Genomic DNA, 19,925 nt, shown 5'->3' on the forward strand with positions numbered 1-19,925 from the left:
CATATTGATCGGTATAAGGGCGGATTTTTATCAAGTTGTACTGGCGGATTTCTTTTAATGTGTTATACTATATGTAATTAAAATTAAATTAGAGTGGCATATTAAAAAGGGGTGACCTGGGCATGAAGGTAAAAGTAGCAATCAACGGGTTTGGAAGAATCGGAAGAATGGTGTTCAGAAAAGCGATGGAAGATGATCAAATTCAAATAACAGCCATTAATGCAAGCTATCCCCCGGAAACGCTTGCTCATTTGATAAAGTATGACACAATTCACGGCAAATACGAGCAAGAAGTCGAGACCGCCGAAGACAGTCTGATCGTCAACGGAAAACATATTATGCTGTTCAATCGGCGGGACCCGAGAGAGCTACCGTGGAAAGAGTGCGGAATAGACATCGTCATAGAGGCAACGGGAAAATTTAATTCAAAAGAAAAAGCGATGAGCCATATTGAAGCAGGGGCGAAAAAGGTTATTTTAACGGCTCCGGGTAAAAATGAAGACGTTACCATTGTCATGGGAGTGAATGAAGAGAAGTTCAATCCGGATGAACATGTGATTATTTCAAATGCATCCTGCACGACAAACTGTCTTGCACCGGTCGTCAAAGTGCTTGATCAGGAATTTGGGATTGAGAGCGGCCTGATGACGACCGTTCACGCTTACACGAATGACCAAAAAAATATCGACAATCCGCATAAAGATCTGCGGAGGGCGAGAGCGTGCGGAGAATCCATCATTCCGACTTCTACAGGCGCGGCTAAAGCGCTGTCGCTTGTGCTGCCTCATCTGAAAGGAAAGCTTCACGGTCTGGCTCTGCGGGTTCCTGTCCCCAACGTGTCCTTAGTGGACCTTGTCTGTGACCTGAAAACAGATGTGTCGGCCGAGCAAGTGAATGCCGCTTTCCAACGAGCCGCAAAGACGTCAATGTACGGCATTCTTGATTATTCGGATGAACCGCTCGTTTCTTCGGATTATAATACGAATTCACACTCCGCGATCATTGACGGGCTGACGACAATGGTGATGGAAGACCGAAAAGTAAAGGTGCTCGCCTGGTATGACAATGAATGGGGATATTCCTGCCGGGTCGTTGATCTTATCCGCCACGTCGCCGCGCGAATGAAACACCCGTCAGCTGTGTAGAATAAAGATCATGGACATTTGTTAGAAAAAACCCTTAACGGCATATTTGCAAAAAAACACTCCTTGCAAAATAAACTTAAACACAGTATACTATCTTTCGTGAACTTCTTGCTCGTGACTGCTTCGGAATTACTTAAAGGGTTAGGACCTCTCCGGACTAACTTTCCCCCGTGGTAAATGGCCGGGTCAGTTCTCGGAAATTCACTTTTTTAATTCTTGTTAAGGGGGGTCCATGATTATGGAAACAATGGGGCGTCACGTCATCTCCGAGCTGTGGGGATGCGATTTTGATAAGCTCAATGACATGGATTTTATTGAAAAAACGTTTGTAAATGCTGCTTTGAAATCAGGAGCTGAAGTGCGCGAGGTCGCATTTCACAAATTTGCACCGCAAGGCGTAAGCGGAGTCGTTATTATTTCTGAGTCACATTTAACGATTCACAGTTTTCCTGAACACGGATATGCAAGCATTGATGTTTATACTTGTGGAGACCTGGATCCTAATGTGGCTGCTGATTACATTGCGGACGCATTACATGCAGATACAAGAGAAAACATTGAAATACCGAGAGGAATGGGGCCTGTACAGATTAAACAGGCACAAGCGAAAGTACTGTAATTTTCAAAACGCAAACACAAGGGAGCTAAGCTGAAAAAGCCATTACGCGCTTTGAAGCTGATGCTCCTTTTCTAATGTAAAAAAACAGCATTGCTTTTTCTTTAAGCGATTTTTTTGTAAAATAGAGAAAGATAAGGCCGGTCTATCGGCTCTCCCAACACAATAGGCTCATCCTAGATACGTTGGCGGGCATTTACCGGAAGCTTGCGAACCGCATTACAGCAATGAAACAGATGGGAGCTGATCCAATTGAAATGTCCTTCATGCCAGCATAACGGTTCCCGCGTACTTGATTCACGGCCTGCGGACGAAGGGAAATCAATCCGCAGAAGGCGGGAGTGCGAAGCCTGCCATTACCGCTTCACTACATTTGAGAAGTTTGAAGAGATGCCTCTGATCGTCGTGAAAAAAGAAGGCGTCCGGGAAGAATTCAGCCGTGAAAAAATGCTGCGCGGATTAATTAAAGCCTGTGAAAAAAGGCCCGTTCCTTTAAAAACACTTGAAGACATGTGCTTTGACATTGAAAAAGAGCTGCGAAACCAAGGCGTATCTGAAGTCAAAAGCGAACTTGTCGGAGAAATGGTGATGGACCGGCTGGCGAAAATAGATGAGGTGTCTTATGTCCGCTTTGCCTCCGTCTACCGGCAGTTTAAAGATATAAATGTGTTTATTGATGAATTGAAAGATTTAATAAAGAAAGAGCGCTAAAGAGCTAAGAGATGATGTCTGGCTCTTTTCTCATGAGCAAAATTGGCATTTGATAGATGGCGGAAACGGTGTAAAATGAGAGTAGAAACATATCGGAAGGTTTGAGAATCATGGCTGACTATTGGAATGACGTATTGCCTGTAGATCCTTATACGGTCAAAAGCCGTTCGCTTCTTCAGGATGTCGACAGACAGGTTTTGACACATCTGTACCAGCCGCTGATCGGTTCATTTGCATTTTCCCTGTATATGACCTTATGGGGTGAGCTTGAGCAGAACCGTTTGTGGGGAGCTGAATCCACGCACAGACAGCTGATGGGCATGATGCAGGCAAATTTAAAAAAGATTCATCATGAACAGGGGAAGCTTGAAGGAATCGGGCTGCTGAAAGTGTATATCCGGGAGTCCGAGCAAAAGGAACGGATGTTTATTTATGAGCTGCTGCCCCCGCTCAGACCGAATGATTTTTTTGAAGACGGCATGCTGAATGTCTTTCTTTATAACAGAGTCGGTAAAACGAAATACCAGCAGCTGAGACAATTTTACACGCATCCTTCCGTCGGCGCGGATGCAAGGGAAATTACGCGTCCGTTTAATCACGCCTTTGCCTCTTTTCAGCCGAGCGAATGGAAAATGACGCCGGATATGGAAGAAGCGATGAAGCTCCCCGAGGACTATGAGACGGCGTCTGTCGGACAAGCGCCTTCCTATACGGTGACGGAGGAAGTGTTTGATTTTGAGCTTTTCATGGCGGGACTGTCAGAAACGATGATACCGCGCAAATCAATCACGCAGGACGTGCGGGAGAGCATTAAAAAGCTTTCATATTTATACGGAATAGATCCTATCTCCATGCAGCACGTCGTCATGACTGCAATTAATGAACAGGATACGATAACGGCCGAAGCGCTGAGGAAAGCGGCCAGCGACTGGTATCAAATTGAAAGAAGCGGGAAGCTTCCGGAACTGATTGATAAAACACAGCCTGTCCGTCTGCGGGAAAACAAGACGGAAAAGGACGATTCATTGAATGCCGAACTCATTGCACAGCTTGAGACCATATCACCGAGAAAGCTTCTTCAGGACATTGCGGACGGGACCGAGCCGTCCAAAGCAGACCTGCAGATCATCGCCGATATTATGTTCGAACAGAAGCTTGAGCCCGGTGTCACCAATGTGCTGATTTATTATGTCATGCTGAAAACGGATATGAAGCTGTCCAAAAACTATATTCAAAAAATCGCCGCTCACTGGGCCAGAAAGAAAGTAAAGACGGTCCGGGAAGCAATGAAGCTCGCAATAGAAGAGCACAGGCAATATCTTGATTGGGCGGACGGCAAAACAAACGGCGCGGCGCGCGGCAAAAAAACCGTCCGGGAAGAAAAGCGCCCTGATTGGATGAAAGAAGAAGAAACCGGGAAGAAGTCAGAACAGCAGCCGGCTCTTTCCGAGGAGGATCTCGAAGAACAGAAGAAAAAAATGATGGAAGAAATGAAAAAACTGAAAAAATACTCTGCCTACTGAGACAGAGAAGCGGGGTGATTCTGAATGGAACCGATCAGCCGATCCTTAGAAGGCGTGACGAAGAGACCTGACTTTCAAAAACGCCTGGAACGAATGCAGCAGCAAGTCATGGCCGACAAAGACGTCCAGGCTTTTTTGAAGGAACAGAAAGATGCAATTAATCAAAGCATGATTGACAGAGGGTTAAATAAACTGTACGAATACGTTCAGCAAAGCAAGCGGTGCGCCTTCTGTTCAAAAGACAACGAGACGAACAGCCTGCTTGAAGGCTATCATCCGAAGCTTGTGATCAACGGACGTTCTATTGATATTGAATATTACGAATGTCCGGAAAAGAGAAAGCTTGACCGCCAGAAAAGACAAAAGTCCCTGATGAAGAGCATGTATATCCAAAAGGATCTTCTCGGCGCGACGTTTCAGCAGATCGACATTACAGATCCGAGCAGACTCGGCATCTTCCAGCATGTGACGGATTTTCTGAAGAGCTATAATGAAACGGGCAAAGGCAAAGGGCTGTACCTGTACGGAAAATTCGGAATCGGAAAGACATTTATTCTAGCCGCCATTGCCAATGAGCTGGCGGAAAAAGAGTATTCATCAATGATCGTATATGTTCCCGAATTTGTCAGAGAGCTGAAAAACTCGCTCCAGGATCAGTCGCTGGAGGAGAAACTGAATATGGTCAAAACGACGCCCGTCCTGATGCTTGATGATATCGGAGCGGAGTCAATGACAAGCTGGGTCAGGGATGAGGTCATCGGCACCGTGCTTCAGCACAGAATGAGCCAGCAGCTTCCCACGTTTTTCTCGTCTAATTTTTCACCTGACGAGCTGAAGCATCATTTTACGTATTCACAGCGGGGAGAAAAGGAAGAGGTAAAAGCGGCAAGATTGATGGAGCGGATTTTATATTTGGCTTCGCCTGTCCGTCTTGACGGGGAAAACCGCCGCCGTCCATAATGCCGGCGTCCAAAGGGAAGGATTTGAGGGAATGAGGAATAAGAAGGCTGTCACATGGGCTGCGGCTGCGGCGGGAGCGGGCCTTTTGCTGTGGGCAAACCGCAAATATCTGAATCTGTCGCCTAAGGAGATCCGTCTTTGGGTGTTATCGTTCGGTGTCTTTGCGCCGCTTGTGTTTATCGGAATTTCCATCGTCAGGCCTTTTGTGCTGTTTCCCGTATCAATCGTTTCCGTCGCCGGAGGATTGGCGTTCGGACCGTTTTTCGGCACCGTGTATACGCTGGCGGGCTCAATGGGCGCTGCGGCCGCGTCTTTTTTTGCGGCCGGGCTGTTTGCCTTTAAAGAAAAAAGCCGTCACGGAAAAATGGAAGCCATTCAAAAGCAGATGAAAACCAATGGCTTCTTTTATATTTTTATCCTTCGCATTCTGCCTGTGAATTTTGATGTGATCAGCTATGCCGCGGGCCTTTCGAAAGTCAGGCCGATGACGTATTTTTTGGCGACCGCAGCGGGAATCATTCCGGGGACGATCGTCCTGAATGTGCTTGGCGCGAGCTTTATGTCCGGAAATGTGCTGACCGTGCTCGGAGTGATCTGTCTCTATATCGTGTTTTTATCGCTTCCCCTCATCTTTAAGAAGAAGGTCCGCCATTTGTTCGGCGGTGAAAGCTAACCTTTACGTCTATTTTAAAAACATCCCCCATATACTTGTAACAGATGCCGTAAGGGGGGACAAATATGCTTGAAGTGATCTTTGAAGATGACCACGATACCGCCGCTTTTTTACATCTCATTCAGCAATCGGACGACCGGAGACATTTTATTGTCCGTGAAGGCATAAAAAAAGTCGGAATCGCAAGGTCTGAATCGGCTTTTTGCGTTCAGCGCTTTATTGAGCCGATCCTGGTCAGATTTTTTTTAGAATGTAAAGAAGACGAGCATATGCTTTCGCTTATTGAAGACGAATACTGCTTCACCGATCAGGATGAACAGCAGCAAATCCTTCAGCTTGCACACAGCATTATGGAAGGAGAGCTTGATGATCATCCGTTTGAGCCGAAGAAAGAGCCGCGCACACAGTTTATTTCAGAAGCGCTCCGGACGATTTCACTTGATGCGGGTGTTTTTTCCGTGCGTTCGTTTCAGACGTTCCGGCTCGGCAGGTATTATGAGCGGCTCAGGGAATACACCGAGGCTGCGATAGATGAATATCGGATGGAACAGGAATATCAAAACTTTATCCAGTCTTTGAGAGATTACGTGACATCCAATCCGCCGCGGATGAAGAAAGTCCATATCGTACATGACCGGGCTTTTACACTGTGGGAGCTGCGCTATGTGTCAGAACGGGAACAAAAAAAATACATAGACAGACGGTTTGTGCGGGAGCACCCGATGTATATAGATTCCCACCTGCTTGCGCCGCTGATCTCCATCGCGCCTGAGACGGTAGAACTGTATACGGACAAACCGGAGCATATGATGTCCAGAACGATCCAAAACGTGTTTCAGGAGCGGGTGCGTCTTTTTCCGTTAGGCGCGTTTGCGGCGGAAAAGACGGAAGGGTAGCTGCACAGACGGCCTTGCGGCAGCAGCGGGGCTGTCTGTGCGAAATCAGACGGAAAACCGAGTTGCATTTTTCTCACAGACATTTTATAATACATAACAGATTAATGATTGCTACACGTATTGATAAGGACATGAAGCATTGATACCGGCTTTATAAGAGAGGAGAGCCCAGGCTGAAAGCTTTCCAGCTATGGATCATTGTCTTTACCGCCTTTGAACTTCAGCTGTGAACGCCGGAATAAGCGCCAGTAATAGCTGACGGGAACTCCCGTTACAGAGTTTAGAGCCGCAGGTGCCGATAAAACCGGCCGCGCGGAAAAAAGGGTGGAACCACGATTCCGTTTATTTAACCTCGTCCCTTTCATAGGGGGCGGGGTTTTTGATTTGCATAAAAAAAGGAGTGACGAAGATGTCAGATATGATCAACATCACATTTCCGGACGGAGCGGTAAAGGAATTTCCGAAAGGAACAACAACAGAAGATATCGCGGCATCCATCAGTCCGGGATTAAAGAAAAAGTCTTTAGCCGGAAAACTGAACGGACAGGAAATTGATTTAAGAACGCCGATTCAAGAGGACGGTGCCGTAGAAATTATTACAGAAGGCACAGAAGAAGGCCTGAATATCATGCGTCACAGCACGGCGCATTTATTGGCTCAGGCGATTAAACGCATTTATAAAGATGTGAAATTCGGAGTCGGTCCCGTTATTGAAAACGGGTTCTATTATGACGTTGAAATGGAGCAGGCGCTGACGCCGGATGATCTTCCGAAGATTGAAAAAGAAATGAAACGCATCGTCGGTGAAAATCTGCCGATCATCCGAAAAGAAGTGAGCCGTGAGGAAGCAAAAGCCATGTTTGCGGAAATCGGCGATAATCTGAAGCTTGAACTGCTGGATGCCATCCCAGAAGGAGAAACGGTCTCCATTTATGAGCAGGGTGAATTTTTTGACCTCTGCCGCGGCGTGCACGTGCCGTCTACAGGAAAAATTAAAGAATTTAAGCTGCTCAGCCTTGCAGGCGCATACTGGCGCGGCGACAGCAAAAACCAAATGCTTCAGCGCATTTACGGCACGGCTTTCTTTAAAAAGGATGACCTGAAAGAGCATTTGCGCATGCTTGAAGAAGCGAAAGAACGCGACCACAGAAAACTGGGCAAAGAATTAAAATTGTTCGCCAACTCTCAAAAAGTCGGACAAGGCCTGCCGCTCTGGCTGCCGAAAGGCGCGACCATCCGCCGCGTGATCGAGCGCTACATTGTGGATAAAGAGCTGAGCCTCGGCTATGAACACGTGTATACGCCTGTTCTCGGAAGCAAAGACCTGTACGAAACATCAGGCCACTGGGAACATTATCAGGACGGCATGTTCCCGCCGATGGAAATGGACAATGAAACGCTTGTGCTCCGTCCGATGAACTGTCCTCACCATATGATGATTTACAAACAGGACATTCACAGCTACCGGGAGCTTCCGATCCGCATCGCCGAGCTCGGAACGATGCACCGTTATGAAATGTCAGGAGCGCTTTCAGGTCTTCAGCGCGTACGCGGCATGACGTTAAATGACGCACACATTTTCGTCCGCCCGGATCAGATTAAAGAAGAATTCATCCGCACGGTCCGTTTGATTCAAGACGTATACGAAGACTTCGGCCTGAGTGATTACACATTCCGCCTGTCTTACCGCGATCCTGAAGATACGGAAAAATATTTTGATGATGATGAGATGTGGAATAAAGCGCAATCTATGCTGAAGGCGGCAATGGATGAAATCGGCCATGATTACTATGAAGCGGAAGGCGAAGCGGCATTTTACGGCCCTAAGCTTGACGTGCAGGTGAAAACGGCGATCGGCAAAGAAGAGACATTGTCAACCGTGCAGCTTGACTTCCTTCTTCCGGAACGCTTTGATCTCACTTACGTCGGAGAAGACGGCAAACAGCACCGTCCAGTCGTTATTCACCGCGGCGTCGTGTCAACGATGGAGCGTTTCGTTGCTTTCTTAATCGAAGAGCACAAAGGCGCCCTTCCGACATGGCTTGCGCCTGTACAATTCCAAGTCATTCCTGTATCACCGTCTGTGCATCTTGACTACGCGAAAAAAGTGCAGGAGCGCCTGCAGCGCGAAGGCCTGCGTGTCGAGCTTGACAGCCGGGACGAGAAAATCGGCTATAAAATCCGTGAAGCGCAAATGCAAAAAATCCCGTACATGCTTGTGGTCGGTGACCAAGAAGCTGAAAACGGGGCGGTAAACGTCCGGAAATACGGCGAGCAGAAATCCGAAACCGTTTCATTGGACGATTTTGTGAAAAAGGCTGTAGCCGAAGCGAAAAAATAACCAGACACACAAAACCCCCCATTCTGAATGAATGGGGGGTTTTTTTATTTTTGTTTCTGCTTCTCTATAATCGCAAACAGCTCGTGAAGATCGCTGATCACATAATCAGGCGTAATGTCTGTTTCATTTTTCTTATTCGTCCGGTTTACCCACACCGTCGTGATGCCTGCCCGTTTCGCTCCCAAAATATCAGTGTTGAGATTATCTCCGACCATTATGGCATCTTCTTTTTTCAGCTTCAGGAGGCTGAGGCAATGTTCAAATATGGAGGCATCGGGTTTCCCTTTTCCGAAAGCGCCTGAGATGACGATTTCATTAAAATAAGGCGCAAGCTCAGGAACGCCGGCAAGTTTTTCTTTCTGCAGGCTGGGATCGCCGTTTGTCAGCAGAAGCAGTTCATAAACACCTTTCAGCTTATCAAGCACCGCAAATGTTTCATCATACACATACGGGCGCTGTCTGCGTTCCGCCGCGAAAAACTCCGCCAAATATTCGCCGTAAGCCGCATCGTCTATGCCGACACTTTTTAAGCCGTTCGTCCAGGCGTTTCGTCTGTATTCCGGCGCAATCTGATTCAGCTGTTTAAATCCTTCGCTGACCGGCTCGGAAAAATTCGCCCACAACCCTTCAAACGGATTAATGCCGATCATGACCGTATAAGGATAGGTTTCGTATGACATATACAATTCCCGTGCCGCTTTCCGAACCGCTTCTTCAAAAGTGTGCGGGTCAAGGCCATATTTTTTTTCCGCTTGTAAACATGTTTCCCTGAATGTTGTTCTGACGCTCTTTTCATCCCATAACAGTGTATCGTCCAAATCAAAAAATACGGCTTTCATGATCTTCTCCTCTTTGGTATATTCTTAAACTCTCTGCCGCAAGGCTCCCGTTTATTCTACAATAGATACATAGACTGCGAAAGATTTGTTTTCAGATGATTTGAAAAAAACAGGCAGATTTGTGTCATATTCTGTCTCAAGCGTTAAAACGTGATAAAATAAAATTTGAAAGAACAGGTGAAAAAGCATGCTGCATTTGATCATTATGATGCTGGAAAGAGTCGGAATAATCGTCATATTGGGCTTTGTTCTGGCTCATACCAGATTGTTCAGACAGGCGCTCCAGCAGCCTGAGAGCTATAAAGGCAAAGCGGTGCTGATTTCAATTTTCTCGCTGTTCAGTATTATCAGCAACTATACGGGAATAGAAATTCAGCAGAATACAATTATGAATAATGACTGGGTGTTTCAAATTAATCCGTCCGGTTCAATTGCCAACACGCGGATTATGGGTGTTGAAATCGGCGGACTCTTGGGCGGCCCGTATGTAGGGATCGGTGTCGGCATACTGTCCGGCCTGCATCGTTTATCACTAGGCGGCGCGACCGCAGTCAGCTGTGCCGTCTCATCCGTTTTAGCGGGGGTTTTATCCGGCTGGATCGGGCGGTATTTCAGAAAGCGCTATGCAATGCCGACACCGCGAGTGGCCGCGCTGGTCGGGCTCGGGATGGAATCATTGCAAATGCTGCTCATTCTGTTAATGGCCAAGCCGTTTTCTGACGCTTGGACGCTAGTGAGCATCATTGGCATCCCGATGATAGTGGTAAACGGGTCAGGGACTTTTATTTTTCTTTCGATCATTCAATCGATGATCCGGAAGGAAGAACGGGCAAGAGCTCTTGAAACCCACAGGGTGCTGATGATTGCCGACCAGACGCTTCCGTTTTTCCGTCAGGGGCTGAATGAAAGCTCATGCAAAAGCGTCGCTGCCATCATCCACAGGCAAACAGGAACGGACGCGGTATCGCTTACGGATAATGAAAAGATTTTAGCTCACGTCGGCGCGGGGGCCGATCATCATATTCCGTCTGAAAGCCTGATCACCGGATTGTCAAAACGCGTCATTAAAACGGGGCATATTATGAAAGCGACATCAAAGGAAGAAATTGAATGCACGCACGATCCCTGTCCGCTGCATGCGGCGATCGTATTGCCGCTGACGTCAAACGGCAAAACAATCGGGACGCTGAAAATGTACTTTAAAAGCCCGTCAGGTTTAAGCCGGGTTGAAGAAGAACTCGCAGAGGGGCTCGCCATGCTGTTTTCCACCCAGCTTGAACTCGGCGAGGCGGAACTGCAGAGCAAATTGCTGAAAGATGCAGAAATAAAGGCGCTTCAGGCACAGGTCAATCCGCATTTTCTGTTTAATGCAATCAATACGATTTCTGCTCTTTGCCGTACCGATGTGGAAAAAACCCGAAAGCTTCTGCTGCAGCTCAGTGTCTATTTCCGTTCCAACCTGCAGGGCGCCAGGCAGCTGCTCATCCCGCTTTCTAAAGAACTGAACCATCTGCAGGCATATTTGTCATTGGAGCAGGCCCGTTTTCCCGGGAAATATAAAATCAGCCTTGAAATTGAAAACGGTTTGGAGGACATCGAAATTCCTCCTTTTGTGCTGCAGATCCTCGTCGAAAATGCGCTCCGCCATGCATTTTCAAGAAAGCAGGACAGCTGTGCCGTCAATGTCAGCGTGGTATCCGCCGGCCCGTCGGTTTTAATGCGGGTGGGGGACAATGGGCGGGGAATTGATCCGGAATTGCTGTCCGTTCTCGGAAACCGTCCGCTGCCGTCTAAAGAAGGAACGGGAACCGCGCTTTACAATTTAAATCAGCGGCTGATCGGGCTGTTCGGTCCTGAAGCCGCTCTGCGATTGGAAAGTGAACCCCAAAAAGGTACGGACGTATCATTTGAGCTGCCTTTGAAACTGATGACTAAAGGAGAAGAACATGCTGAAGGTGTTAATCGTTGATGATGAAATGCTGGCAAGGGATGAATTAGCTTATTTGCTGAAACGGACGAATGAAGTAGATGATATAAACGAGGCGGAAAATATTGAATCCGCTTTTGACAGCATGATGGATCAAAAACCGGATCTGCTGTTTTTAGATGTTGATTTGTCAGGAGAAAACGGATTTGACATTGCCAAGCGGCTGAAAAACATGAAAAATCCGCCGGCTGTCGTTTTTGCGACGGCGTATGACCAATATGCATTAAAAGCCTTTGAAGTCGATGCGCTCGACTATTTAACAAAGCCTTTTGATGAAGAAAGAGTCCGCCAGACAATCAGAAAGTTTAAAAGAGTGAAGCAGGACAGGGCAGAAGCCGTCTCAGAACAGCCGTCCGCAGCCGGAGCGCATAAGCTTGCGGTATCCGCCGGCGAATCCATTGTCATTTTAGATACGAAGGATATTATTTTTGCGGGCATGGAGGACGGGCACGTTTCCGTCAAAACGTTTGCCGCGTCTTATTCCGTTCATGAAACCTTGGCTGTCATTGAGAAAAAGCTCCCTGAGACGGGCTTCTTGAGAGTGCACCGCGCGTTCATCGTGAATACGGAGCATATTACGGAAATTCATCCGTGGTTTAATTCGACCTACAATCTGATTTTAAAAGACGGCTCTAAAATTCCCGTCAGCCGTACATACGCAAAGGACTTAAAAAAGCTGCTTCATATTATATGAGGCGGCTTTCTGCATTTCAGCAGCCGTTTTTTGCATTTCAGATTGAATATTCTGCCGTTTGTGGTGAAAGCGCTTAATAAATCGGTTTCTCTTTTATAATGGACCTAACTTAGAGAAAGAGGTGAAGAAAATGAGTGCGAAAAAAGTGTACGGATTTCTGACACAAGCATTTATTTTTGCCGGCATTATGCTCATATCTAATGGGATTGCAGCGATTGTCCCCATTCCTATACCCGCTTCCGTAGTAGGTTTGGTGCTATTATTTGTCCTTTTATGCCTGAAAGTGATAAAACTTGAACAAGTAGAAACGCTGGGAACATCATTAACGTCACTGATCGGATTTTTATTTGTCCCGTCGGGCATCTCCGTGATGAATTCACTTGGCGTCATGCAGCAGTACGGCGTGCAGATCGCACTCGTCATCTTACTCGCCACCATCATTCTGTTAGGGGCGACGGGCCTTTTTTCTCAGCTGATTCTGTCAGTCAGCCAAAAACGTCAGAAGGCAGCTCCGACTGATAAACAAACGGTGCGCCGTTCCAATCAAGAAAATGAACTTGTGCAGCATTAGGAGGGAAATCGGATGAGTCCATATTTCGGTATTGTCGTTTCACTTGCGGCCTTTGGCATCGGTACGTATTTATTTAAAAAAACGAAAGGATTTTTCCTCTTCACCCCGCTGTTTGTCGCGATGGTGCTTGGCATCCTTTTTCTGGAGCTCGGCGGTTTTTCATATGAAGATTATAAAAGCGGCGGAGACATTATTAAGTTCTTCCTGGAGCCTGCGACGATTGCTTTTGCCATTCCTTTATACAAACAGCGTGACAAGCTGAAAAAATACTGGTGGCAGATCATGTCTTCTATCATTGTCGGCTCTATCTGCTCAGTCACGATTGTCTATCTGATCGCAAAAGGCATTCATCTTGACGCGGCCGTTATGAAAAGCATGCTTCCGCAGGCGGCGACAACGGCAATTGCCCTTCCGCTGTCAAAAGGGATCGGCGGCATTACCGACATCACCGCTTTCGCCGTCATTTTCAACGCCGTCATTGTCTATGCTCTCGGGGCTTTATTCTTAAAACTGTTTAAAGTGAAACACCCGATCTCTAAAGGACTGGCTCTCGGCACATCCGGACACGCGCTCGGTGTTGCGGTCGGTATTGAGATGGGAGAAGTAGAAGCGGCAATGGCAAGTATCGCGGTTGTCGTCGTAGGAGTGGTGACGGTGCTGGTCATCCCGGTATTCGTTCAGCTCATTGGTGGATAAACCCGGATCATTTACCCGGGTTTTTTTATTGTCCGGCCCATCCGCGGACGGCAAAGAACGAAATTTCACATTTTTCCTTGCGCTCCCCCCGGTGCCGTGTTAAAATGAAAAAGTTGATCCGGATAAGTCATTCTTGACTAACGTTCCGGTATTGTGTAGAATAGTTATTGAATTGAATATAAATCACAAGCAGAGGCACCCGCTTCTCACCTGATTGACACATTCATGTAGTTGGCAGGTTGACCGTACATTTTTATTTATGCAGATGTTCGTAGTGTGGGTGTGTTGTCATGCCCGCACTTTTTGTTTGCCTGCAGAATGCAGTCAAAACGCGTTGTGAATCAATTCGAAGAAACTATGGAGGTGGCTCATTATTAGCAAAGATCAATTGGTTAATGAGGGTATCCGTGCACGTGAAGTTCGTCTGATCGGACAAAATGGCGATCAGCTCGGCATCAAGTCCCGTCAGGAAGCACTTGAAATCGCCGGCCGCGCAAATCTTGACCTTGTGTTAGTTGCAGCGAATGCAAAACCGCCTGTCTGCCGCATTATGGACTACGGTAAGTTCCGATTCGAGCAGCAGAAAAAGGACAAAGAAGCACGCAAAAATCAAAAAATCATTAACTTAAAAGAAGTTAGATTAAGTCCGACAATCGATGAGCATGACTTTAACACGAAATTGCGCAATGCGATTAAATTCCTTGAAAAAGGCGATAAAGTGAAAGCTTCTATCCGCTTTAAAGGGCGCGCAATCACTCATAAAGAAATCGGCCAGCGCGTATTGGACCGTTTCTCTGAAGCATGTGCGGAAGTTGCGACAGTCGAAACAAAACCAAAAATGGACGGCCGCAGCATGTTCTTAATGCTCGCGCCGAAAAACGAAAAGCAATAAGGAGGAAATCCCATGCCAAAAATGAAAACTCACCGCGGATCTGCTAAACGTTTTAAAAAGACAGGTTCTGGGAAGTTAAAACGTTCTCATGCATATACAAGTCACTTATTCGCCAACAAATCCCAAAAGCAAAAGCGTAAGCTTCGCAAGGGTGCTATTGTAAGCGCAGGAGACTTCAAACGTATCAAACAACAGCTTGCTAACATCAAGTAATCGGACAAGGAACAATTAGGAGGGAAATATAATGCCAAGAGTAAAAGGCGGAACTGTGTCGCGTCAGCGTCGTAAAAAGGTTCTTAAATTAGCAAAAGGTTATTTCGGTTCAAAACATAGATTATACAAAGTAGCAAACCAGCAGGTCATGAAATCTGGAAACTACGCTTTCCGTGACCGTCGTCAGAAAAAACGTGACTTCCGTAAGCTTTGGATCACTCGTATCAACGCAGCTGCTCGTATGAACGGTCTTTCTTACAGCCGTTTAATGCACGGTCTTAAGCTTTCAGGCATCGAAGTAAACCGCAAAATGCTTGCTGATCTTGCTGTAAACGATCTTACTGCTTTCAATCAGCTTGCTGATGCTGCTAAAGCTCAGTTAGACAAGTAAGTTGAAAAAAGCCGCTCTCTTTCCGGGAGCGGTTTTTTTACGTAAAGGGTGACAATTAATGGCTCTCTTCATTTATGCCGTATTGATAAACGGATACGGCTTTTGGATCATGGGCGCTGATAAAAGAAGAGCGAAAGCGCACAGATGGAGAATATCAGAGAAACGGATATGGCTCACAGCCGCCATGTTTGGCTCACTCGGCGTATGGATCGGCATGCGCACCTTCAGGCATAAGACAAAGCACAAAGCTTTTTTATACGGGGTGCCGCTGCTTTTTCTCGTTGAAGCCGCCCTTGTGCTGATCTATTTGAATGATAAATAAAAAGCAGGAGGGCTCAGCGCCCGCCTGCTTTTTTCGCTTTTTTAATGGGCTGGTCCCAATCAATCTTGCAATTCGGGTACCGCTCCAATACCTTTTTCTCAACTTCTTCGAAATCATCTGCAGAAAAGCTGCTTAGCTTTTCCGGAGTCTCAGTCCATACAAATATCGTATGAATAAACAGCGGATGGTCTTTGGAAGGGATATGCTTCTCTCCTTCAAAGAGCACTCCTTTATAAGTAAGCTGGAGATTTTTTCGCGTGTTTTTCTGTTCATCAATAAAATAAAAATTTTCTTTTGATTGTGCCAGTCTGAGCCTTCTCTTCGGGTTTGCGTAGAATTTGACCGCCATGTAAATAAAATAAATAAGAAGTGCAAGCAAGACAATCCTGAATACTGTAATGGCCATCTGTGTGAAGGCACCTCCTCACCTTTGTCATGATCTGATGTAATACGAAAAACAAAACAAAAGGTTTCATTTTTTTAAAAGAAATAGATAAAAACATTTACCCGTTTTTCAGGCGAATTAATCGTATGCTTCTGCATCGGTTCTGTATAATAAGAAGGGTAGTGAAAAAAAGGAGGTTTATTGATGACAAAATTAGATGAAACGCTTACCATGCTGAAAGCGTTAACGGACGCAAAAGGGATACCGGGAAATGAGAGAGAAGTAAGACAAGTGATGAAATCATACATAGAACCATTTGCCGATGAGGTCACAACCGACCGGCTGGGAAGCTTAATCGCCAAAAAAACCGGTGAAGAAAACGGTCCGAAAATCATGATCTCAGGCCATTTAGACGAAGTCGGTTTTATGGTGACGCAAATCACTGATAAAGGCTTTCTCCGCTTCCAAACGGTCGGCGGCTGGTGGTCTCAGGTGATGCTGGCCCAGCGCGTCACCGTCGTGACAAAAAAAGGAGACATCACGGGAATCATCGGTTCGAAGCCGCCGCATATTTTACCGCCTGACGCCAGAAAAAAAGCCGCCGATATCAAAGAGATGTTCATCGATATCGGGGCGTCCAGCCGTGAAGAAGCAATGGAATGGGGCGTTCTTCCGGGTGACCAGGTTGTGCCGTATTTTGAATTTACAGTGATGAACAATGAAAAACATTTATTGGCGAAAGCATGGGACAATCGTATCGGCTGTGCGATTGCCATCGATGTATTAAAAAATCTGAAAAACAGTGATCATCCGAATGAAGTATACGGAGTGGGAACGGTTCAGGAAGAAGTCGGGCTGCGCGGGGCTAAAACAGCGGCGCATACCATCCAGCCTGATATCGCGTTCGGTGTGGATGTCGGAATTGCCGGAGATACACCGGGAATCTCTGAAAAAGAAGCGCAAAGTAAAATCGGCGAAGGGCCGCAAATTATTCTGTATGACGCATCTATGGTCTCTCACAAAGGGCTGCGCGACCTTGTCGTAAACACGGCGGAAGAAGCGGGAATTCCGTATCAATTCGATTCCATTGCCGGAGGGGGCACGGATTCAGGTTCCATTCATTTAACCGCAAACGGAGTGCCGGCGCTGTCCATTACGATCGCAACACGCTACATTCACACTCATGCCGCTATTTTGCATCGGGATGATTATGAGAATACGGTAAAATTGATCACAGAAGTAATTAAAAAATTAGACCGGGAAACGGTTGACCGTATTACATATCAATAAAGATACGGAAGAATCTGCTTTTTTAAAGCAGATTCTTTTTTTGTCTGTACAAATATAATCACAATGGCTACAATAAGAAAAGACATAGAAAAATCTTACAGAACATTTTTGTAAGCGCTTTTAAAAAGGGAGGGGTTATGAAATGAAAAACAGATTCAAACTCATGATCCGCTTTTCGTGTGCAGCCGTCACAGCCGGGCTGCTGCTGCTGTCTTCGTCCCCGGTATCTGCCGCGTTTTGGGGTGCGTCGAATGAATTGCTGCACGATCCGACAATGGCGAAAGAAGGAAACACGTGGTACGCGTTCGGAACCGGTTTGGAAGGTGAGCGGGGGCTTCGCGTCTTAAAGGCGGGCAGCGGCGGCGTGTGGACCGTTCAGAAATCAATTTTTACTTCCCCGCTGTCTTGGTGGGGCAATTACGTGCCGAATTACGGGCTGAATCAATGGGCCCCCGATGTTCAATTTTATAACGGAAAGTATTGGCTGTACTATGCCGTTTCTTCATTCGGCAAAAATACTTCCGCGATCGGTCTCGCTTCATCAGCAAACCTCAGTTCAGGAAACTGGAAGGACGAAGGGCTCGTCATCCGTTCGACAAGCGCCGATCATTACAATGCAATTGATCCGGAGCTGACAATTGATAAAGACGGAAATCCGTGGCTTGCCTTCGGTTCTTTTTGGAGCGGCATCAAGCTGACAAAGCTCGATAAAAACACAATGAAACCAACCGGATCTCTTTATTCCATCGCCTCAAGACCGAATAACGGCGGAGCTTTGGAAGCGCCTGCCATCACCTATCAGAACGGCTACTATTACTTAATGGTGTCATTTGATAAATGCTGTTCAGGGGTGAATAGTACGTACAAAATTGCTTATGGAAGATCCAAAAGCATCACCGGTCCATATCTTGATAAAAGCGGGAAAAGCATGTCAGAAGGCGGAGGGACGATTCTTGATTCCGGCAATGACCGCTGGAAAGGCCCGGGCGGCCAAGACATTGTGAACGGAAATATTTTAGTGCGCCATGCGTATGATGCCGAAAACAGCGGAATCCCGAAGATGCTCATCAATGATATCGATTGGAGTTCAGGGTGGCCATCCTATTAATTGAGCAGCCGGGCATGTGTGTCCGGCTTTTTACTTGCAATAAAAGATTGACAGTTTGATTCCTCCTTAACTATAATAAAATTGTTCGTACAAATAAAAGGTTAAAAGTTTAATATTTTAATTTATACGTATATTTTTAAATGCAAGCGCTTTATTTTGACAGGAAGGGGAAATGAATGTGCTTCAGAACAAAGAATATGAATTTTGGTTTGTGACGGGAAGCCAGCACTTATACGGAGAGGAAACGCTACAGCTTGTCGATCAACACGCAAAAGGGATATGTGACGGTCTCGGCGGAGTGTCATCAAGATACAAGATCAGGCATAAAGCGGTTGTTACGTCATCTGAAACAATCAGAGAGGTTTTGCGGGAAGCGCAGTATCAAGAAAACTGCGCCGGGATCATCACGTGGATGCATACATTTTCTCCGGCGAAAATGTGGATTGAAGGTCTTTCCGCCTTTCAAAAGCCGATGCTTCATCTGCATACCCAATATCATCGTGACATTCCGTGGGAAACGATTGATATGGATTTTATGAACAGCAACCAATCCGCCCACGGAGACCGGGAATACGGATATATCCAGTCAAGAATGGGGCAGACGAGAAAAGTCATTGCAGGTTATTGGGATGACGAAGAAGTTAAACGTGACATTTCACAATGGATGAATACTGCTGCCGCTTGGAATGAAAGCAGGCATATTAAAGTTGCCCGGTTCGGCGACAACATGCGGAATGTAGCCGTGACTGACGGAGACAAAGTCGGCGCCCACATTCAATTCGGCTGGCAGGTTGACGGATACGGAATCGGCGATCTTACCGAGGTGATGAACAATGTCACCGATGCAGAAATTGAAGCGCTTTATGAAGAATACGACAAATTGTATGTCATCAGCGACGAAACGAAACAGGATGAAGCAAAAGTTTCTTCCATTAAAGAACAGGCGAAAATTGAGCTCGGGTTAACGGCTTTTCTCGAAAGGGGCGGATATACAGCGTTTTCGACCTCCTTTGAAGTGCTGCACGGAATGAAGCAGCTTCCGGGGCTTGCCGTTCAGCGTCTCATGGAAAAAGGGTACGGATTTGCCGGCGAAGGCGATTGGAAAACGGCTGCCTTGGTGCGAATGATGAAAATAATGGCGGACGGAAAACAAACCTCCTTCATGGAAGATTACACGTACCATTTTGAGCCGGGGCGTGCGATGATTCTCGGATCACATATGCTTGAAGTATGCCCGACGATTGCCCATGATCGACCGAAAATCGAAGTCCATCCTCTCTCAATCGGGGGAAAGGAAGACCCCGCCCGATTGGTGTTTAACGGAATCGGCGGTTCAGCCATCATCGCAAGTATCATTGACATCGGAGGGCGGTTCCGTCTCATTCTGAATGAAGCGGAAGGCAGGGAAATTGAACATGACATGCCGAATCTGCCTGTGGCGCGGGTGCTGTGGAAGCCTGAGCCATCGCTGAAAACGGCTGCGGAAGCATGGATTTTGGCGGGAGGCGCCCATCATACCTGTATGTCCTTTGGGCTTACGGCTGAACAGATGCTTGACTGGGCTGAAATGGCAGGCATTGAAAGCATCTTTATTTCCCGAAATACCGAAATACGCGAGCTGAAAAAAGAGCTGAAGTGGAATGACGTATTATACCGGCTGGGAGGGAATTGA

General features: G+C 46.6%; 21 protein-coding genes and 1 other annotated feature. Of the genes, 19 read left to right on the forward strand and 2 right to left on the reverse strand.

Going from position 1 to position 19,925, the window contains the following annotated elements; all coding sequences use genetic code 11:
- Positions 1-122 precede the first annotated feature (122 nt).
- The 8 genes from AUL54_RS16735 (at position 123) to thrS (ending at position 8,865) form a co-directional block, all read left to right on the forward strand.
- Positions 123-1,145 carry a glyceraldehyde-3-phosphate dehydrogenase gene (locus tag AUL54_RS16735; RefSeq protein WP_060964581.1) on the forward strand — a complete coding sequence of 341 codons (1,023 nt, stop codon included), beginning with the start codon at positions 123-125 and terminating at the stop codon, positions 1,143-1,145.
- Between the two features lie 238 nt (positions 1,146-1,383).
- Positions 1,384-1,764, forward strand: coding sequence for an adenosylmethionine decarboxylase (gene speD, locus AUL54_RS16740; protein ID WP_003152471.1), 381 nt, complete (start codon positions 1,384-1,386; stop codon positions 1,762-1,764).
- A gap of 249 nt (positions 1,765-2,013) precedes the next feature.
- On the forward strand, positions 2,014-2,472 hold the full coding sequence (nrdR, locus tag AUL54_RS16745; RefSeq protein ID WP_003152473.1) for a transcriptional regulator NrdR: 459 nt from the start codon (positions 2,014-2,016) through the stop codon (positions 2,470-2,472).
- Between the two features lie 110 nt (positions 2,473-2,582).
- On the forward strand, positions 2,583-3,995 hold the full coding sequence (locus AUL54_RS16750) for a replicative helicase loading/DNA remodeling protein DnaB (RefSeq protein ID WP_060964582.1): 1,413 nt from the start codon (positions 2,583-2,585) through the stop codon (positions 3,993-3,995).
- A gap of 24 nt (positions 3,996-4,019) precedes the next feature.
- The gene (gene dnaI / locus AUL54_RS16755; protein ID WP_060964583.1) at positions 4,020-4,955 is read left to right on the forward strand and encodes a primosomal protein DnaI; all 936 of its coding nucleotides are present in this window, start codon (positions 4,020-4,022) and stop codon (positions 4,953-4,955) included.
- Between the two features lie 31 nt (positions 4,956-4,986).
- The gene (locus AUL54_RS16760) at positions 4,987-5,628 is read left to right on the forward strand and encodes a TVP38/TMEM64 family protein (protein ID WP_060965124.1); all 642 of its coding nucleotides are present in this window, start codon (positions 4,987-4,989) and stop codon (positions 5,626-5,628) included.
- A 65-nt stretch (positions 5,629-5,693) separates the two neighbouring features.
- On the forward strand, positions 5,694-6,524 hold the full coding sequence (gene ytxC, locus AUL54_RS16765) for a putative sporulation protein YtxC (protein ID WP_016938621.1): 831 nt from the start codon (positions 5,694-5,696) through the stop codon (positions 6,522-6,524).
- Positions 6,525-6,933: 409 nt separating this feature from the next.
- A complete protein-coding gene (thrS, locus tag AUL54_RS16770; protein WP_029575353.1) occupies positions 6,934-8,865 on the forward strand; it encodes a threonine--tRNA ligase in 1,932 nt (643 codons plus the stop codon).
- A 44-nt stretch (positions 8,866-8,909) separates the two neighbouring features.
- Here the strand turns inward: thrS and AUL54_RS16775 are convergent, their stop codons facing one another.
- Positions 8,910-9,704: an HAD family hydrolase gene (locus AUL54_RS16775; RefSeq protein WP_060964584.1), complete on the reverse strand. Its 795-nt coding sequence runs from the start codon at positions 9,702-9,704 to the stop codon at positions 8,910-8,912.
- Between the two features lie 187 nt (positions 9,705-9,891).
- Between AUL54_RS16775 and AUL54_RS16780 the strand changes: the two genes are divergently transcribed.
- From AUL54_RS16780 to AUL54_RS16815, 8 genes are all read left to right on the forward strand, one after another.
- Complete coding sequence (locus AUL54_RS16780; protein WP_060964585.1) at positions 9,892-11,673, forward strand: sensor histidine kinase; 1,782 nt, start codon at positions 9,892-9,894, stop codon at positions 11,671-11,673.
- Positions 11,651-12,385: a LytR/AlgR family response regulator transcription factor gene (locus tag AUL54_RS16785; protein ID WP_060964586.1), complete on the forward strand. Its 735-nt coding sequence runs from the start codon at positions 11,651-11,653 to the stop codon at positions 12,383-12,385. The genes AUL54_RS16780 and AUL54_RS16785 overlap by 23 nt, the downstream gene beginning before the upstream one ends.
- A gap of 130 nt (positions 12,386-12,515) precedes the next feature.
- The gene (lrgA, locus tag AUL54_RS16790; RefSeq protein WP_060964587.1) at positions 12,516-12,956 is read left to right on the forward strand and encodes an antiholin-like murein hydrolase modulator LrgA; all 441 of its coding nucleotides are present in this window, start codon (positions 12,516-12,518) and stop codon (positions 12,954-12,956) included.
- Positions 12,957-12,968: 12 nt separating this feature from the next.
- The gene (lrgB, locus tag AUL54_RS16795) at positions 12,969-13,652 is read left to right on the forward strand and encodes an antiholin-like protein LrgB (protein ID WP_060964588.1); all 684 of its coding nucleotides are present in this window, start codon (positions 12,969-12,971) and stop codon (positions 13,650-13,652) included.
- A gap of 181 nt (positions 13,653-13,833) precedes the next feature.
- Positions 13,834-13,964: a sequence feature (ribosomal protein L20 leader region), on the forward strand.
- Between the two features lie 58 nt (positions 13,965-14,022).
- Positions 14,023-14,544 carry a translation initiation factor IF-3 gene (gene infC / locus AUL54_RS16800; protein WP_071543361.1) on the forward strand — a complete coding sequence of 174 codons (522 nt, stop codon included), beginning with the start codon at positions 14,023-14,025 and terminating at the stop codon, positions 14,542-14,544.
- 12 nt (positions 14,545-14,556) lie between these two features.
- Positions 14,557-14,757 carry a 50S ribosomal protein L35 gene (gene rpmI / locus AUL54_RS16805; protein ID WP_003152493.1) on the forward strand — a complete coding sequence of 67 codons (201 nt, stop codon included), beginning with the start codon at positions 14,557-14,559 and terminating at the stop codon, positions 14,755-14,757.
- Positions 14,758-14,788: 31 nt separating this feature from the next.
- Positions 14,789-15,148 (forward strand): 50S ribosomal protein L20, encoded by a 360-nt coding sequence (gene rplT / locus AUL54_RS16810; protein WP_007613019.1) that lies wholly within the window; start codon positions 14,789-14,791, stop codon positions 15,146-15,148.
- 58 nt (positions 15,149-15,206) lie between these two features.
- Positions 15,207-15,470, forward strand: coding sequence for a DUF1294 domain-containing protein (locus AUL54_RS16815; protein WP_060964589.1), 264 nt, complete (start codon positions 15,207-15,209; stop codon positions 15,468-15,470).
- Positions 15,471-15,483: 13 nt separating this feature from the next.
- Here the strand turns inward: AUL54_RS16815 and AUL54_RS16820 are convergent, their stop codons facing one another.
- Positions 15,484-15,876, reverse strand: coding sequence for a hypothetical protein (locus tag AUL54_RS16820; RefSeq protein ID WP_016938630.1), 393 nt, complete (start codon positions 15,874-15,876; stop codon positions 15,484-15,486).
- Between the two features lie 183 nt (positions 15,877-16,059).
- On the opposite strand from AUL54_RS16820, the gene AUL54_RS16825 reads away from it, so the two are divergent.
- From AUL54_RS16825 to araA, 3 genes are all read left to right on the forward strand, one after another.
- A complete protein-coding gene (locus AUL54_RS16825; RefSeq protein ID WP_016938631.1) occupies positions 16,060-17,145 on the forward strand; it encodes a M42 family metallopeptidase in 1,086 nt (361 codons plus the stop codon).
- Positions 17,146-17,287: 142 nt separating this feature from the next.
- Entirely contained in the window at positions 17,288-18,253 is a 966-nt protein-coding gene (locus AUL54_RS16830) for an arabinan endo-1,5-alpha-L-arabinosidase AbnA (RefSeq protein ID WP_060964590.1), read from the forward strand.
- A gap of 178 nt (positions 18,254-18,431) precedes the next feature.
- On the forward strand, positions 18,432-19,925 hold the full coding sequence (araA, locus tag AUL54_RS16835; RefSeq protein WP_060965125.1) for an L-arabinose isomerase: 1,494 nt from the start codon (positions 18,432-18,434) through the stop codon (positions 19,923-19,925).

The organism is Bacillus sp. SDLI1, assembly GCF_001553895.1.
GTDB lineage: Bacteria > Bacillota > Bacilli > Bacillales > Bacillaceae > Bacillus > Bacillus siamensis.